The sequence below is a fragment of the Pseudomonas sp. C9 genome, assembly GCF_002000165.1.
Classification (GTDB): domain Bacteria; phylum Pseudomonadota; class Gammaproteobacteria; order Pseudomonadales; family Pseudomonadaceae; genus Aquipseudomonas.
This window is the reverse complement of sequence record NZ_MPAK01000001.1, coordinates 4,086,376-4,102,538: the sequence shown is the minus strand read 5'-3', so window position 1 is coordinate 4,102,538 and position 16,163 is coordinate 4,086,376. Positions and strand designations below refer to the sequence as shown.

Genomic DNA, 16,163 nt, shown 5'->3' with positions numbered 1-16,163 from the left:
CGACGGCAAAGGGCCGCATTATATCGGCCCTGCGCGCGGGGTACAGCGTGTTTATACGATAGAAACGGTCAAATGGAACGCTAACGCTATCACTTGCGCGAAAAGTCGACGAATGCCGCGACGACTTGTTCGATTTGAGCACGGCTGACATCCATGTGCGTGACCATTCTCAGCCGAGCGGCAGCACTGAGCTTGATGCCACGATCAGCGGCGAAGTGCTTGATCGCCTCGGCGTTGTCACCCATGGCCACGTAAACCATGTTGGTCTGCACCGGTTCAACCTCATAGCCCGCCGCACGCAGGCCTTCGGCCAGCAACTGTGCGTTGGCATGGTCGTCGGCCAGACGCTGGACGTTGTTGTCCAGCGCGTACAGGCCCGCCGCGGCCAGAATCCCGGCCTGACGCATGCCACCGCCGACCATTTTGCGTAACCGGCGTGCCTTGCCGATCAACTCGACCGAACCGCACAGCACCGAACCGACTGGCGCTCCCAGGCCTTTGGACAAGCAGACCGAAACGGAATCGAAGTGCTGAGTGATTTCCCGGGCATCAACCCCCAGTTTGACTGCCGCGTTGTATAACCGCGCGCCGTCCAGGTGCAGTTGCAACCCGTGCTCACGGGTAAAACCGCGGGCCCGCGCCAGATATTCAAGCGGCAGCACCTTGCCTTGCATGGTGTTTTCCAGCGCCAGCAAACGGGTGCGGGCGAAATGGAAATCGTCCGGTTTGATCGCGGCCGCCACGTGGGCCAGGTCCAGCGAGCCATCGGCCTGCACTTCCAGCGGCTGCGGCTGAATCGAACCGAGCACCGCCGCACCGCCACCTTCGTACTTATAGGTGTGCGCCTGCTGGCCAACGATGTACTCCTCGCCACGCTCGCAATGCGCCATCAGGCCCAGCAAGTTGCTCATGGTGCCTGTCGGAACGAACAGCGCCGCCGCGAAACCCAGGCGCTTGGCCAATTCGGTTTCCAGACGATTGACCGTCGGATCTTCACCATAAACATCGTCACCGGTGGTGGCTGTGGCCATCGCGTCGAGCATGCTGGCACAAGGTTGGGTGACGGTGTCGCTGCGAAGATCGATAACACTCATGAATCTGGCCTCGGTAAGCAGGGGAAATCCCTTTCAGGAAAGAATTACTGCGGGCATGACGACGATTAATCAACCCTTGCGCAGGAAAAGGTCGATTAATCCAACGGAAAAGTCGATGACAATCATCCAAAAGGGGCCATGCGCATACCGCAAATATGTGATAAAAACGCTGCGCCGCCAAACATTCCGGCGGCAAAAACGTTCTCAGGGCGGGGTGCAACTCCCCACCGGCGGTAATTGCGCGCAATGCGCATAGCCCGCGAGCGCTTGGCGACAGGCACGGCATTGGCTGTGTATGACGACAAGGTCAGCAGACCCGGTGTGATCCCGGGGCCGACGGTCATAGTCCGGATGAAGAGAGAACGGGATTGACACCATAGGGCCGTCCGCAGGCATTCGTGCGAGCGTGCGCACCCTCAAATCCCATTCGATTCATATGCCCTGTTTTAACCATAAACAGGAGTCAGAACATGCAACCCACCGCAATCGACAGCAAAAGCAAACACCCTCATGGCGAGCGCGTTGCGTTCATCCAGGCCTGCTGGCACAAGGAAATCGTCGATCAGAGCCGTAAAGGCTTCGTGACCGAAATGATTGCCCAGGGTTATCAGGAGTCAGAAATCGATTTCTTCGAAGTCGGCGGCGCCTTTGAAATGCCCCTGCACGCCAAGTTGCTGGCCAAGACCGGTCGTTATGCCGGCATCGTCGCCGCAGCCCTGGTGGTTGATGGCGGGATCTACCGTCACGAGTTCGTCGCCCAGTCGGTAGTCAGCGGCCTGATGCAGGTGCAACTGGAAACCGAAGTGCCAGTGTTCTCGGTATCCCTGACCCCGCACCACTTCCATGCCGGTGAAGAGCACCAGAAATTCTTCTTCGAGCATTTCCTGCATAAAGGCCAGGAAGCGGCGAAAACGTGCGCGGATACGCTGCAGAAGATGCGTGCGCTGCGCCGCACCGAGCCGCGTGCAATGGCTGTCTAATCCAAAATCTTTGGTCCGGGTGAAGTCTCTGCCTTCACCCAAACCAACTGTGGGAGCGAGCTTGCTCGCGATAGCGGTTTAACATTCAACGGTGATGTTGTTTGTTATACCGCTATCGCGAGCAAGCTCGCTCCCACAGGGTGGGTTGCGTATCGCTTAAGTTGTGGTCAGGCCAGGTTTTCGTCAGTCGTCGGCACGACCAGAATGCCGGCACGCAAGCCATTCTTCACCTTGGGGTTCGGAAAGATGATCCGGGCGCCCTCTTCTTCGATGATCCAGCGGGTATTGGCGATGTCTTCCGCCAGCAGATAACCCACCTCCAGCTGCGAAAAATTCTCGATGTCCACTGGAAGGTTCAAGCGGAAGCTATCGCTGTGCTTGATGATTTCCCGCGCCACGCTGTACAGCTGCAAACCGTCCAGCGCTGCGTCGGTCAGTTCCGGCTCGGTGCCTTCGATGATCTGTTTCAGGCGGTTTTCCAGCAGGGAAACGTTGACCCCGTCGTTCTGCCCAAACGGCCGTGCCTTGCCCAGTTCAAGGGTGAAGGACTCGGCGCCCAGCTTGTCGTAGGTGTAGGAACTGAAGACGATGGACGGCTTGTTCTGCAACAGCACGGCCTCCATCCCGGCAGCACGCAGGCGCGCCAGTTCCAGACGCGAATGCTGGCGGCCTTCCTTCCAGGGGTACAAGGCGAACTGTTCGATTTTCGAGCCGCGAATCGCAGTGTGCAGATCGTAGTGCAGGCGCTGGCGATCCGGCAGGCTGAAGAAACTCGCCGCCAGCCGCTCCAGCTCACAAGCGCGCAAGGCTTCTGAGCCGCTGCTTTGTTCGTGACGGCCATTGAACAGCCGATTGACGTCCTGCTCGATAAAACGCTCGCCTTTACGGATCGCGTCGGGGTTACCGAACAGGAACAGAATACGTGCGCGTGGCTTGAGGTCGCCACGGGCGATGTCATGCAACAGGCGATCGAGCAATTCGATCGGCGCTGTTTCGTTGCCATGGATACCGGCCGACAGCAGCAGGTCCAGGCCGTTGTCGCGAGCCTCAGGTGGCCGGACTTCCAGCGCACCTTCGCTCAACCAGCGCATCCGCACGCCTTCGACTGTCAGTTGAGTCTTCTCCGCCGGTTCGCGGCCGGCGAGGGTTAGTTCAAGCAGTTTGCCGAGGGCGAGCATAGAGCGTTTCCTTAGTGGTCGTGTGCGCAATCCGGGCCATGCACGTGGTCTTCGTCGCCGACTTCAGCCGGTTCCATTTCCAGTTGCAGACTTACCAGATTAGTCGCCAATGGGCGCAGCAGCAGGTTGGCGTATTCAGCGTCGCCTTCTTCAACGTCCACACCGATCAGCAGTTGGCCGCGGCCATCGTGCTGGATCCACAGCTCTTTGCCTTGCCACATGACCGCGACGCGGGTGCAGGAAGTTTCCAGTTGCGTGCCGTCGGTGTCTTCAAGGATCAGCTGCAGGGTATCGCTCATGTTTTTTACGCTCTCGGTTGAGACTTTCAATTGATCTGGAATGGATAAACCGCGCCCAGTTTAAGGATTTGCGTCAGTTCATCCAGTGCCGTCCGGCACTCAAGCAACAATTGCGGGTCCGCGAGATCGGTTTCGGTCATGCGGTCGCGGTAGTGCTTGTCGACCCATTCGGTCAGCGTGCCGTACAACGGGGCCGTCATGATAACCCCTGGATTGACGGCCGCCAGCTCGGTTTCATTCAGTGCGACGCGCAGCCGCAGGCAAGCCGGGCCACCGCCGTTCTGCATGCTTTGCTTGAGATCGAATACCTTCACTTCACGGATCAGGCCGCCGGAGCCGGTCAAACCTTGCAGGTATTGCCAGACACGCTCGTTGCCACGGCACTCTTCCGGCACGATCAACAGCATCGAACCGTCAGGACGCGACAGCAGTTGGCTGTTGAACAAGTAGGAACGAACGGCGTCTTCGACGGTAACTGCCGAACGCGGTACGCAGACTGACTGGAATTTCCCACCGACCTTGGCGAGTTTGCTTTGCAGTTCCGCCAGCATCTGCTCGGTGTCGAGGAACGCGTCCTCGTGATAGAACAACACCTCACCGTTACCCACGGCGATCACGTCGTTGTGAAACACGCCCTGATCGATCACCGACGGGTTCTGCTGCGCGTAGACCACGCCGTCTTCACTCAAGCCGTGCAGGCGGGCAACGGCTTGGGACGCTTCCAGTGTCTGGCGCGCCGGGTATTTCTGCGGCGCCGGGTAACGGGTATCGAAAGCGCTGCGACCGAACACGAAGAACTCGACGCCTGCTTCACCGTATTCACGGCAGAAACGGGTGTGGTTGGCGGCGCCTTCGTCACCGAACTGCGCCACGGCCGGCAACGCGGCGTGGTGAGCAAAGTGCTTCTGATCGGCGAACATTGCCCCCAGAACGCGACTGGTGGTCGGGTGTTCGATGCTGCGGTGATATTTGCAGTTGAGGTTGGCGGCAGTGAAATGCACGCGGCCATCGGCCGTGTCGGCACTTGGGCTGACCGTGGCGGCGTTGGCCACCCACATGCTCGACGCCGAGCAACTGGCGACCAGCAACGGCATCGCTTCTTTGGCGGCGCGCTCGATCACTTGAGCATCGGTGCCGCTGAAGCCAAGACGACGCAGCGCGGCGATGTCCGGGCGTTCTTGCGGCGCCAGCACGCCCTGCTGGAAGCCCATCTCCATCAGCGATTTCATTTTCGCCAGGCCTTGCAGCGCGGCTTCCTTCGGGTTCGAAGACTGCTGGCTGTTGCTCTGGGACGCGACGTTACCGTAGGACAGGCCGCCGTAGTTATGGGTCGGCCCCACTAGACCGTCAAAATTGACTTCATAGGATTTCATCAGCGAGGCTCCACGAGAATCTGTTGTTATAGGCTTCAATAACTAGCTGTTCAGTGCGACCGAGTCGCTGCCATCGCGGGCAAGCCCGGCTCTCACAGGTTTAGAGGCGTTCACACATGTTGTGACCCTCACAAATCCTGTGGGAGCGGGCTTGCCCGCGAATCGGCGTTACGCCATCTTCACGCCAGGCGTCAGGGCCGCCGGCAACACCAGGCTCGGCGTTTCCAGCGAGGCCACCGGATACGCGCAGTAATCGGCGGCGTAGTAGGCGCTGGCGCGATGGTTGCCCGAGGCACCGACGCCGCCAAATGGCGCGCTGCTCGCCGCACCGGTCAATTGCTTGTTCCAGTTGACGATACCGGCGCGGCTTTCCAGCCAGAACTGCTGATAACGTGCCTCGGAGTCCGACAGCAGGCCCGCCGCCAGGCCATAGTCGGTGTCGTTGGCTTCAGCGATCGCCGCTTCAAAATCAGCGTAGCGGATCACTTGCAGCAACGGGCCAAACAGCTCTTCGTCAGGACGATCGGCAACGGCAGTGACATCCAGAATGCCCGGGGTCAGCAAGGCCGCTTGAGCCTGAGGCTGAGTCATCTCCAGCAACGCCACCGCACCATTGGCCTGCAAATGTTCCTGCGCATCCATCAGCGCTTTCGCAGCACTGAGGGAAATCACCGAACCCATGAACGGTGCCGGCTGCTGATCAAACGCGCCGACTTCAATCGTCGAGCTGACCGCCACCAGACGCGCCAGCAGCGTGTCGCCCCATGCGCCTTGCGGCACTAGCAAACGACGTGCGCAGGTGCAACGCTGGCCGGCAGAAATGAAGGCCGACTGGATGATGGTGTAAACGGCGGCATCCAGGTCCGCCACTTCGTCGACCACAAGCGGGTTGTTACCGCCCATTTCCAGCGCAAGGATTTTGTCCGGACGACCGGCAAATTGCTGATGCAAGTGGTTGCCCGTGCGGCTGGAGCCGGTGAAGAACAAGCCGTCGATGCCCGGGTTCGCCGCCAGGGCAATACCGGTTTCGCGAGCGCCTTGCAGCAGGTTCAGCACGCCCGCTGGCAGGCCAGCTTCGATCCAGCACTTGACCGTCAGCTCGGCGACTTTCGGGGTCAACTCGCTCGGTTTGAACAACACGCTGTTACCGGCCAGCAGCGCCGGCACGATATGACCGTTCGGCAAGTGGCCAGGGAAATTGTAAGGACCGAACACGGCCACCACGCCGTGTGGTTTGTGACGCAACACAGCGGTGGCGTCGCCCAGCGGGCCGCTTTTCTCGCCGGTACGTTCACGGTAGCTCTGCACCGAAATCGCAATCTTGTTGACCATGCTGGTCACTTCGGTCGCCGATTCCCACAGCGGCTTGCCGGTTTCCTCACCGATGCAGCGCGCCAGTTCGTCAGCCTTGTTTTTCAGCGCAGCGGCAAAGGCCTCAAGCACGGCAATGCGCTCATCCAGCGTACGACGGGCCCAACCGGGGAATGCCTGACGCGCGGCTTGCACGGCGGATTCAACCTGAGCAGCCGTGGCGCCTTCGCCGGCCCACAGCACTTGCTGGGTCACCGGGTTCAGCGACTGGAAGGTTTCGCCCTGGCCAGCCAGCCATTCACCTGCGATGTATAGCGAATTCATTACTTCGACTCCCGAGCAGCAGACAACGGAACGGCGCGCACTTGATCGCCGGCGTTGAGTTGAAGACGTTTGGCGGTCAGCGGATCAACCACCAGCGTGCCGGCGGCGAAGCGTGCTGGCGCGGCAGTGATCCGGCAGTCTTCGCGCTTGCGGTTATGAATCAGGAAAGGCGTCGCGTCGTCACCCGGCGTGCCGATGGCCAACACCAGTGCCTCGCTGTCGCGCACGGCGCGGATCTTGCCGGTTTCGCATTCCACGGCCGGGCCGGCGTCGAAGATGTCGACGTAACCCTGGTAGCTGAACCCTTCACTCTTGAGCATGGCCAGTGCCGGCTCGGTGTCCGGGTGGACCTGACCGATAACATTGCGCGCATCTGGCGACAGGAAGCAGGTGTACAGCGGAAACTTCGGCATCAGTTCGGCGATGAACGCCTTGTTGCCCACGCCGGTCAGGTAATCGGCCTGGCTGAATTCCATCTTGAAGAAGTGGCGGCCCAGGCTTTCCCAGAACGGCGAACGCCCGGCTTCGTCGGACACACCGCGCATCTCGGCGATGATCTTGTTGCCGAACAGTTGCGGGAACTCGGCAATGAACAGCATCCGCGCCTTGGCCAGCATGCGGCCATTGAGCCCGGTGCGGTAATCGGCGTGCAGGAACAACGAGCACAGCTCAGAGTTACCGGTCAGGTCATTGGCCAGGAACAGCGTCGGGATCTCGCGGTAGATGTTCAGCTCTTGCGAAGCGCTGACCGTCAGGCCGACCCGGAAGTTGTACCAGGGCTCACGCAGGCCGACGGCGCCGGCGATGGCAGAAATGCCCACCACGCGCCCCGTGTCGTCTTCGAGTACGAACAGGTAGTCCGCATCAGCGCGCCCGGCTTCGCCGCGAAAGGTCTTCTCGGCCCAGCCGACCCGATGGGCCAGCCGCTCTTCGTTGGCCGGCAAAGTGGTCAGGCCGGTGCCAGTGCTGCGGGCCAGGTCGATCAGAGCGGGTAAATCGCTGCTGCGTACGGGACGAACGATCATGCTATCTCCTCAAACGGGCCGCTTGCGCCACCCGTGAAATTTCGCTGCTTTCCAGGCATTTCTTTCTGGAAATCAAAGCCGGCGTTAAACCGCCACCAGGCGCACGCTGGCACCTTCGCCGACGCCCAGGGCTTCGGCCGCTTCCAGGTCCAGGGTTACCGGTTTGCCGGGCGCGTAATCGAGCTCAAGCAACACGGCGCGGTAATCCTGCAATTGGGCATTGGCCACCAGATACTGACGACCGGCACCTTTGACCGGCTCGCCGATTTTCACCGGCACGACGCGGCTCTGGGCGATCGAACGGATCCCCGTCACACGTGCGTGCAAGGTCGGGCCACCGTCGAAAATATCGATGTAGTGATCGGTCTCGAAACCTTCGCGCATCAGGATGTCGAAAGTGATCTGCGCCCGTGGATGCACCTGGCCCATCGCCTCTTGAGCGGAGTCCGGCAGCAGCGGCACATAGATCGGGTAATGCGGCATCAGCTCGGCCAGGAACGTACGGCTCTTGAGGCCACACAGACGTTCGGCTTCAGCGTAGTTGAGGTCGAAGAAGTTACGGCCGATGGCATCCCAGAATGGCGAGTCACCGTTTTCATCGCTGTAGCCAACGATCTCGGTCACCACGGAGTCGGCGAAGCGCTCCGGATGGCTGGCCACGAACAGCAGGCGGCCACGGGAATTGAGTTCGGCCCAAGGCGACCCCACCAGCTCGCGCTGTACGTAGAAACTGGTCAGCAAACTGTTGCCGGTCAGGTCGTGGCATTGGGAAAGCACGTGAATCTTGTTATGAATCTTCAGCTCGCGGGAAGCGTGCACGAAGGTTTCATTACGGAAGCTGTAGAACGGCTCGGAATAACCCGCCGAAGCAACGATGGCCGAACAACCGACCAGTTTGCCGGTGGCGGTGTCTTCGAGGACGAAGAAATAGCTCTCTTCACCGTTGAAGCTGACTTCGGCAGAAAACGAGGCTTCGCTTGCCGCGATCTTGTCGCTCAGGCGTTCAACGTCATCCGGCAAGGAAGTGACACCAATCGGGCTATCCGCAGCCAGACGCTGTACCTCGCCCAGATCAGCCATTTGCGCGGGGCGCATCACCAGCATGGTGTCACTCCTTTCTCGAAAAACTTTCATAAGTAAAATGCCCGGCTCATGTGGGAGCGGGCTTGCCCGCGATAGCGTCCTGTCAGATAACAATGAAGTCGGCTGTCAGGCCCTCATCGCGGGCAAGCCCGCTCCCACACTTACTAAGCCCGGCACAAAAAATTGATTCGACGCCTGAATAGTCAGGCGCCGAAGGGTCTATCAGGCTTGAGTCAACTTCGCAGCAGCACGTTCGAAGCGGTCCAGACCGGCATCGATATCGGCGTCTTCAACCACCAGGCTCGGGGCGAAACGAATCACGTCCGGGCCGGCTTGCAGAATCATCAGGCCTTCACGCTCGGCGGCGTTGAAGATGTCCTTGGCCTTGCCCTTCCAGGCATCGCTCAGTACGCAACCGATCAGCAGCCCCAGGCCACGGACCTGAGTGAACAGGCCGTACTTCTCGCCGATCTGCTCCAGGCGTGCCTTGAACTTGTCGTGCTTGGCGTTGACGCCGGCCAGCACTTCAGGGGTGTTGATCACGTCGATCACCGCTTCAGCAACCGCACACGCCAGCGGGTTACCGCCATAGGTGGTGCCGTGGGTGCCGACGACCAGGTGTTTGGCCAGGTCTTCAGTGGTCAGCATGGCAGCGATCGGGAAACCGCCGCCCAGGCTCTTGGCACTGGTCAGGATGTCCGGGGTCACGCCGTAGTGCTGGTAGGCGAACAGCTTGCCGCTGCGGCCCATACCGGTCTGCACTTCGTCGAACACCAGCAGCGCATTGTGCTCGGTGCACAGTTCGCGGGCGCCTTGCAGGTAAGCCAGTTCGGCCGGCAATACGCCGCCCTCACCCTGGATCGGTTCCAGCACAACGGCGCAGGTCTTGTCGGAAATGGCGGCTTTGAGCGCAGCCAGATCGTTGTAAGGCACGTGGGTGATGCCGGTGATTTTCGGACCGAAGCCGTCGGAGTACTTCGACTGGCCACCGACGTTCACAGTGAACAGGGTACGGCCGTGGAAACTGTTCAGCGCGGCGATGATTTCGTACTTCTCGCTGCCGTAGCGATCGAAGGCGACCCGACGGGCCAGCTTGAAAGCGGCCTCGTTGGCTTCGGCGCCGGAGTTACAGAAGAACACGCGCTCAGCAAAGGTAGCGTCGATCAGCTTATGCGCCAGGCGCAGGGCCGGCTCATTGGTGAACACGTTGGACACGTGCCACAGCTTGTTCGCCTGCTCGGTCAAGGCACCGACCAGCGCAGGGTGTGCGTGGCCCAATACGTTAACGGCAATCCCGCCGGCGAAGTCGATCAGCTCGCGGCCAGACTGGTCCCAGACGCGGGAACCGGCACCACGCACGGGGATGAAAGCGGCAGGCGCGTAGTTGGGAACCATTACCTGGTCGAAATCGGCGCGTTGTACCGCAGCGTGCTCAACGGACATCGGAGTCTCCTGAAGAGGAACACTCGCCTGAAACTGGCGAGCGATGGGGGGATTGTAAGGACAGTTTTCAGCCCGGCCTTGCCGCCAAGCGACAACTTCTTATAGCGCAAACCCCGGATTCAGCCGGGTTTACGGCAATGCGACATATAGCGTCGCAAAGGCGCAGTTTAAACTGCCGGCGCAGGTTATAGGCAGGCCTGATGAACGGTGCGGTAAATATGTACCGCACGCCACTCATCATCATCTGTTTTGCTGGCGGCTAATCCAAACGCTAAAGGAATAGCGCATGAATCAAGACGATTTTGAGCCCGCCTCGCAACCGGACTCTCACTTTCATCACGTTTACCAAAACCTGCCCGCATGGCTATTAGAGTCATCGACCGAAACGCGCGGCGCGCTGAAGAGCGCCAGTCTTGAAGCGCCTCCCTGGCATCGCACCGCTTCGCGCTTGCAACACCAGGTGCTGAAAAGCTCAAGCCAGACGCACTGGACCGAACGAAACCGGTTGGGATCGATGTTGGCGAAGGTGCAAAACGCTCAGGACTACGCAGAGCCGATTCTGGCCTCAGCGCTGAAAACCCGCTTCGACCTTGAGCTGGATGTCAAAACCACCTTCCTGCGTCTGTACATCCCGCTGACCACACCCTGGTTTGCGATCAAGACCGGTGCCGCCCGCACCTGGACGGTGTCGATGCTCGACGCGGCGCTGCACAACTTTCAGCCATCAGAGGCCGAGGTCGGCGCTTATGAGGCTGACTCCACCTTCATCAGCGCACCGTCGCCCACAGGGCAGTTCGATACGTTGCCCGAGGTCTCTCGCAAACTGACGATCCAGGCCTTCACCCAGCTGTGCCGCGAACTGGATATCGGCGGCCAATACAACGCTTATCTCAAAGACAATCTGGGGCTGACCAACCGGGTAGCCGGGGCTGTTTTGAAATCGAAGGTCGGCCAAACAAACCAGGCAGCACTTCGCTCTGCGCTGAAGCTGGCTCATGCCCGCCGGGATATCGAGGACGATGCCTATAACGCAATCGAGCGTTTGCTCGAGGCGCGCGCGCCCATGCCACTGGACGGCTATCCCCTGCACTGTCACGACCTGACAATGATGTCGTCATCGCTGACCGGCATCATCGTATTCAGCGCCAAATCGAGCCACACAACCAAGGCCACCCGGATCATCGCCTACATCCCCGATGATCCGGAGCATCCGCTCAAGCAATACCCCGACACCGTGGCGTTCATGAATGAACTGACCCACAAGCTGCACTCACCCGCTTATCAAGCGTTTTTCAGTCGATTCGTCGATCACCACGAACGGGGCTATTTCTTTGCTGATCTCAATCGTCGCCTGCAGGCCGTCACCTGGCATCGGCATACCCGTGGTGACCCACTGCCGAGCTGGCGGGAAACCCCGATCGACCATCCCAATCTACGGTTTTCGATGACCCCGTTCAGGGCGGGACTGTGGAACCACCTCTATCAACGGCAGCTGAACAAGATCCTCAATGATGCAAGCACCGTTGCCGTCTCCACCGCTCGCGCCGACCAGAACGCACGCTGGGCAATGTGGGACGCCTTCAGCAAAGTGGCCTCGGCGGTCCTGGAAGTCGCAACGTTCGTCGCCTTGCCGTTCGTGCCCTTCCTCGGCGAATTGATGCTGGCCTACATGGCCTATCAGGTCCTCGACGAAACCTTCGAAGGTATCGTGGACTGGGCCGAAGACCAAAAAACAGAAGCGTTCAGGCAACTGATGAGCGTGGTCGAAACCGTGGTTCAAACGGGAACATTTGTGATCGGCAGCGCCATTGCCGCCCGCACCTTCCAGCGCCTGCTTTCCCCTGAATCAGTGGCGCTGATCGAGCCGCTCAAACCGGTGCCGGGCCCGGACGGAAAAACCCGTTACTGGAATCCGGACCTCACCCGCTACGAACAAACCATCGACTTGCCCGCTGGCTTGCAACCCGATGACCTTGGCCTGTACCGACACGAGAACAAGACGCTGCTGCCCCTCGAGGGAAAGCTGTACGCCGTGCAATCGAATGCCAGGACAGGTGCGTTCAAGATCGAGCATCCCGACCAGGTCGACGCCTATCAGCCCACCTTGCGCCACAACGGCCACGGTGCCTGGACGACCGAGCTGGAACAGCCGCTGAGCTGGGACCGCGATACCGTAATGCATCGCCTCGGGCATAGCGTCGAATCCTTCAGCCGCGCCGAACGCGAAGCGATCCTGCGCATCAGTGGCTATCACGACAATGTGCTACGGGAGATTCATGTCGAGAACCATCGCCCGCCCTCACTTCTGACCGACACGATCAAACGCTTCAAAATCGATCGTGACATTCAAAACCTGATTGACCAGAACCACACCGAACACCCCGATTACGATCGGGCGCTCAGCCATCGCAAATCGCTATTCGAATCACGCTATCGGGCGCTGGAGAAAACCACGGATCGGCCAGTTCAAGTACTTCAGGCCAACACCCAAGGGCTGCCGACAGACATCGCACAAGAACTGGCCAGCAACGCATCGGGCACCGAGCTGACGCAACTGCATAACGGAACAGTGCCTCAACGCCTGAAGGACGTCGCACTGAAAGCCATGGAGGCGGTGCGTATTACCCGGGCTTACGAAGGACTTTTTCGTGACGCACTGGAAACCGCAGACACTCATCAATTGGCGCTGCACAGCCTGAACACACTGCCCGACTGGCCCACTGACCTGCGCCTTGAAGTCAGGGATTTTTCACAGGAGGGCGCCCTGCGCGACAGCATGGGCCGCGTCGACGCTCCAAACCTCAAAACACTGGTGCGCACCGTAGACGGTAGCTATCGACTTCACGATAACGATGCCACTCCCGGCGACTTTTACCACACCCTGTTTCAGGCACTGCCAGACACAGAGCGCACCTCGATAGGGGACAGCCGCAGATTCAAACAACGCCTTGCAGAACACGCACTGGAACAACCGGGCCTGCGCACTCTGTTTGCGAAAAACCCTCATCGAAAACCCTTTTACGACCCCACCACCATGCGCCTGCCCGGCGGCACCGAGGGTTACACCCGCCGCGTCGGCATGGCGCCAACGCTCGACGACCGGGTTCGTGAGGTTTATCCCTCGCTCAACGAGGAAGAGCTCCGGTCCATGGTTCTGAGGTTACAACGTCACCCTGATGGCGCTCGCTTCGAACTTTCGCGCCTGGCCAGCGAATTGGCCCGGCTTCGTCAAGATTTGAATGGCTGGGTACTCGACGCGCCCACCACCGACGCCGAAACAGGGTTCGCGCTGAACGATATGGATCGCCAGATCGCCCAGCGTAATCGCAAGTTGCTGGCCCGGGAAATCCAGCGAGCGTGGCGCCGGCAAACTGATCGGGAATTGGACTCCGAGGATGGCGTCGAGCGCTATGTGCTCACCTTTGTGGATCCGGTCCCGGGCGATCTGCCGACCCTGAATGCCGATTTCAACCACGTGTCCACACTGTCGCTCGAGGGTCATTTCGCCCCCCAGGGCATCCCGGCTTTTTTAGAACACTTCAAAGGGCTGCGCCGTCTCGAACTGCGCCGCTTCCATCTGAGCACACTGCCCGACGCCATCCCCCGGATGACCAGCCTCGACGCGTTGGTGCTGAGCGACTGCGGGATCAACTTTGACGCCGCCAATTGGTCGAAGCTGCAATCGCTGAACAAACTGAGTTCACTGGACCTCTATCGCAATTCGATTGAAGGAGTCCCGAGCCTCGAATCGATGCCCGATCTGGTCCAGGTGGACCTGAGTGACACGGGCCTGTCCAAATTCCCTCGCGGCGCGTTCCGAAGCCCGCACCTTGAATCGCTGATGTTGCTGGACAATAAAATCACTGATCTACCCACTGAATTGTTCGACAGTGCGGTGTATGAAAAACAAGGCGTTTATCTCACACACAATCCCCTGTCCAACGCCGCGCGACAGCTGATCAAACAGCAATACTTCAGCACTTCCTTTGATTTGGGTGCCTACGCCCCTGAGGCAGATATTGTCCGCGTCAGAGCGCTGTATCCGGGCATGGAGGTCGAGCAGGCGAGCGAATTTGTGTATGACTTGCCCGGTACGCTGGAAGACGGCCGGATCGAATTGACCCGTCTTGAGCAGGAACTGAGTCAGCTCCAAGTCGATCTGTCCACCTGGACCGCCAACTTGCCACCCTATCACCCCCTGACAGGTGAACCCTTCACCGCATTGCAAGAGTTTTTCGAACATTCAAGCCGCGACGAACTCAAGCACCTACTGGAGCAGTGCTGGCGCAAGGAAACGGAACTGGATGAGTTTGATTCGTCACTTGAACCCGGCTACGAGCTGGTCATCCGATCGCCTGTCCATGGAGAACTGCCAACCCTGAGCGCCAACTTTGATCATGTTTCGTCGGTGGAACTGCAGAGTGCCGATGGCGTAACGCGCATCGGGCGCTTCCTGGAGTCTTTCCCCAAGCTCAAAAACCTCAGATTGCGCTACTGCAATCTCGGAGAAATACCGGAAGCCGTGTTCAAGATGGGTCAACTCCGGTCGTTATCGCTGCCACATTGCCGCGTCCGCTTGACCACTGATTCAGTCAGTGCATTGGCGGCAATGGAACAATTGGAGTATCTGGACCTGGGCTACAACAGGCTGGAGCAAGCACCCGACCTGAGCCAAATGAGCAGCCTGGAGACCATCCTGCTCAATGACACCGGCATCACCGAACTACCGCACGGGCTGATGCAAATGAGTGAACTGGAATGGGCAGACCTGAGCGCAAACGCAATCACCGAAGTGCCCAGCGAAATTCTGGAGTTGCCACTGAAAATCGCAGAGAACATCAATTTCAGAGGCAACCGGTTTTCCGTGGAGAGCCTGTCACGGCTGGTCAGCTACTTCGAGCGCACTGGAGTGGATTTCGGTGTGGAAGAAATCATCAACCAAGGCCAGATGGAGATATCGACGTCTGGTGGTTCCGAAGTAGACGAGTAAAGCAGCCTGCATGTCCGGGCGCGGCGAGCACTGTCAGCCGCGCTCGGACGGCACTGACGACAATTCGAACGGACTGCTGCTGCGCCGCTGGTTGCGATCTTCGCGCGGCGTGGCACCAAAAAAGTTGCGGTAGGCGCTAGAGAAATGCGGCCCCGAGGAAAAGCCACACGACAGGCCGATCTGGATGATCGACTTGCTGGTTTGCATCAACATCTGCCGCGCCTTGTTCAAGCGCAACTCCAGGTAATACTGGCTCGGCACACGGTTGAGGTACTGCTTGAAGATGCGCTCCAACTGTCGACGGGACACGCACACGTGCTGGGCGATTTCGTCGGTGGTCAACGGCTCTTCGATGTTGGCCTCCATCAGCAACACCGCTTGGGTGAGCTTCGGATGGCTGGAGCCGAGACGGTTTTGCAAAGGAATGCGTTGACGCTCGCCGCCTTCGCGAATGCGCTCGACCACCAGTTCTTCCGACACGGCACCCGCCAGTTCGGCGCCGTGATCACGGGCCAACACGGCCAGCAACAGGTCGAGTACCGACAGGCCGCCGCACGCGGTCAGACGATCGCGATCCCAATCGAACAGGTGGCTGGTGGCGATGACTTTCGGAAAACGTTCGGCGAAATCGTCCTGCCAGCGCCAATGCACGGCAGCACGATAGCCGTCGAGCAAACCCAATTGCGCCAACGGGTAAACACCGGCCGACAAACCGCCAATCACGCAACCGGCCCGCACCAGCTGTTTCAACGCACTGCTGAGCGCCGGCGCGAGTGCAGTCGGCGGCTCATCGGCGAGTAGAAACAGCTTCTGGAAGTTTTCGAGCTTGCCGGCCCAGGGCTCACCCGGCAATTGCCAGGCGCCTTCGGTCGCCGGTTCGGCCTGCAAAAACGACAGTTCGTAAACCACGTCCGGGTGCACACGCTGGGCAACACGCAAGGCCTCCTCAGCCAGCGCAAGCGTCAGGGCTTTAGTGCTGGGCCAAATCAGGAAACCAATTCGATGGGCAGTCATGGCGGGCAATCCGAAACGAAGAACGGTGATGAAGGCATGGGCCAATGCT

Annotated in this window: 11 protein-coding genes and 1 riboswitch; of the genes, 2 read left to right on the top strand and 9 right to left on the bottom strand. The window is 59.7% G+C overall.

What is annotated here, in order from left to right:
• Positions 1-89: 89 nt before the first annotated feature.
• Complete coding sequence (gene ltaE / locus BMS17_RS19120) at positions 90-1,094, bottom strand: low-specificity L-threonine aldolase (protein WP_077431447.1); 1,005 nt, start codon at positions 1,092-1,094, stop codon at positions 90-92.
• A gap of 196 nt (positions 1,095-1,290) precedes the next feature.
• A riboswitch (FMN riboswitch) is annotated at positions 1,291-1,462 on the top strand.
• Between the two features lie 102 nt (positions 1,463-1,564).
• On the opposite strand from ltaE, the gene BMS17_RS19115 reads away from it, so the two are divergent.
• Complete coding sequence (locus BMS17_RS19115; RefSeq protein ID WP_046031536.1) at positions 1,565-2,074, top strand: 6,7-dimethyl-8-ribityllumazine synthase; 510 nt, start codon at positions 1,565-1,567, stop codon at positions 2,072-2,074.
• A 167-nt stretch (positions 2,075-2,241) separates the two neighbouring features.
• Here BMS17_RS19115 and astE read toward each other — a convergent pair whose 3' ends face one another.
• The 7 genes from astE to BMS17_RS19080 form a co-directional block, all read right to left on the bottom strand.
• The gene (astE, locus tag BMS17_RS19110) at positions 2,242-3,252 is read right to left on the bottom strand and encodes a succinylglutamate desuccinylase (protein WP_046031535.1); all 1,011 of its coding nucleotides are present in this window, start codon (positions 3,250-3,252) and stop codon (positions 2,242-2,244) included.
• Positions 3,253-3,263: 11 nt separating this feature from the next.
• The gene (locus tag BMS17_RS19105; RefSeq protein WP_046031534.1) at positions 3,264-3,551 is read right to left on the bottom strand and encodes a hypothetical protein; all 288 of its coding nucleotides are present in this window, start codon (positions 3,549-3,551) and stop codon (positions 3,264-3,266) included.
• Between the two features lie 26 nt (positions 3,552-3,577).
• Positions 3,578-4,924 (bottom strand): N-succinylarginine dihydrolase, encoded by a 1,347-nt coding sequence (astB, locus tag BMS17_RS19100; protein WP_077431445.1) that lies wholly within the window; start codon positions 4,922-4,924, stop codon positions 3,578-3,580.
• Positions 4,925-5,092: 168 nt separating this feature from the next.
• Positions 5,093-6,559: a succinylglutamate-semialdehyde dehydrogenase gene (gene astD / locus BMS17_RS19095; RefSeq protein WP_077431443.1), complete on the bottom strand. Its 1,467-nt coding sequence runs from the start codon at positions 6,557-6,559 to the stop codon at positions 5,093-5,095.
• Entirely contained in the window at positions 6,559-7,584 is a 1,026-nt protein-coding gene (gene astA, locus BMS17_RS19090) for an arginine N-succinyltransferase (RefSeq protein ID WP_046031531.1), read from the bottom strand. Before astA ends, astD begins: the two co-directional genes overlap by 1 nt.
• Before the next feature lie 84 nt (positions 7,585-7,668).
• Positions 7,669-8,688: an arginine/ornithine succinyltransferase subunit alpha gene (aruF, locus tag BMS17_RS19085; protein WP_046031530.1), complete on the bottom strand. Its 1,020-nt coding sequence runs from the start codon at positions 8,686-8,688 to the stop codon at positions 7,669-7,671.
• A 201-nt stretch (positions 8,689-8,889) separates the two neighbouring features.
• A complete protein-coding gene (locus BMS17_RS19080; RefSeq protein ID WP_046031529.1) occupies positions 8,890-10,110 on the bottom strand; it encodes an aspartate aminotransferase family protein in 1,221 nt (406 codons plus the stop codon).
• A gap of 286 nt (positions 10,111-10,396) precedes the next feature.
• On the opposite strand from BMS17_RS19080, the gene BMS17_RS19075 reads away from it, so the two are divergent.
• On the top strand, positions 10,397-15,100 hold the full coding sequence (locus BMS17_RS19075) for a dermonecrotic toxin domain-containing protein (RefSeq protein ID WP_077431441.1): 4,704 nt from the start codon (positions 10,397-10,399) through the stop codon (positions 15,098-15,100).
• Between the two features lie 33 nt (positions 15,101-15,133).
• Here the strand turns inward: BMS17_RS19075 and argR are convergent, their stop codons facing one another.
• The gene (argR, locus tag BMS17_RS19070; protein WP_046031527.1) at positions 15,134-16,114 is read right to left on the bottom strand and encodes a transcriptional regulator ArgR; all 981 of its coding nucleotides are present in this window, start codon (positions 16,112-16,114) and stop codon (positions 15,134-15,136) included.
• Between the last annotated feature and the right edge of the window lie 49 nt (positions 16,115-16,163).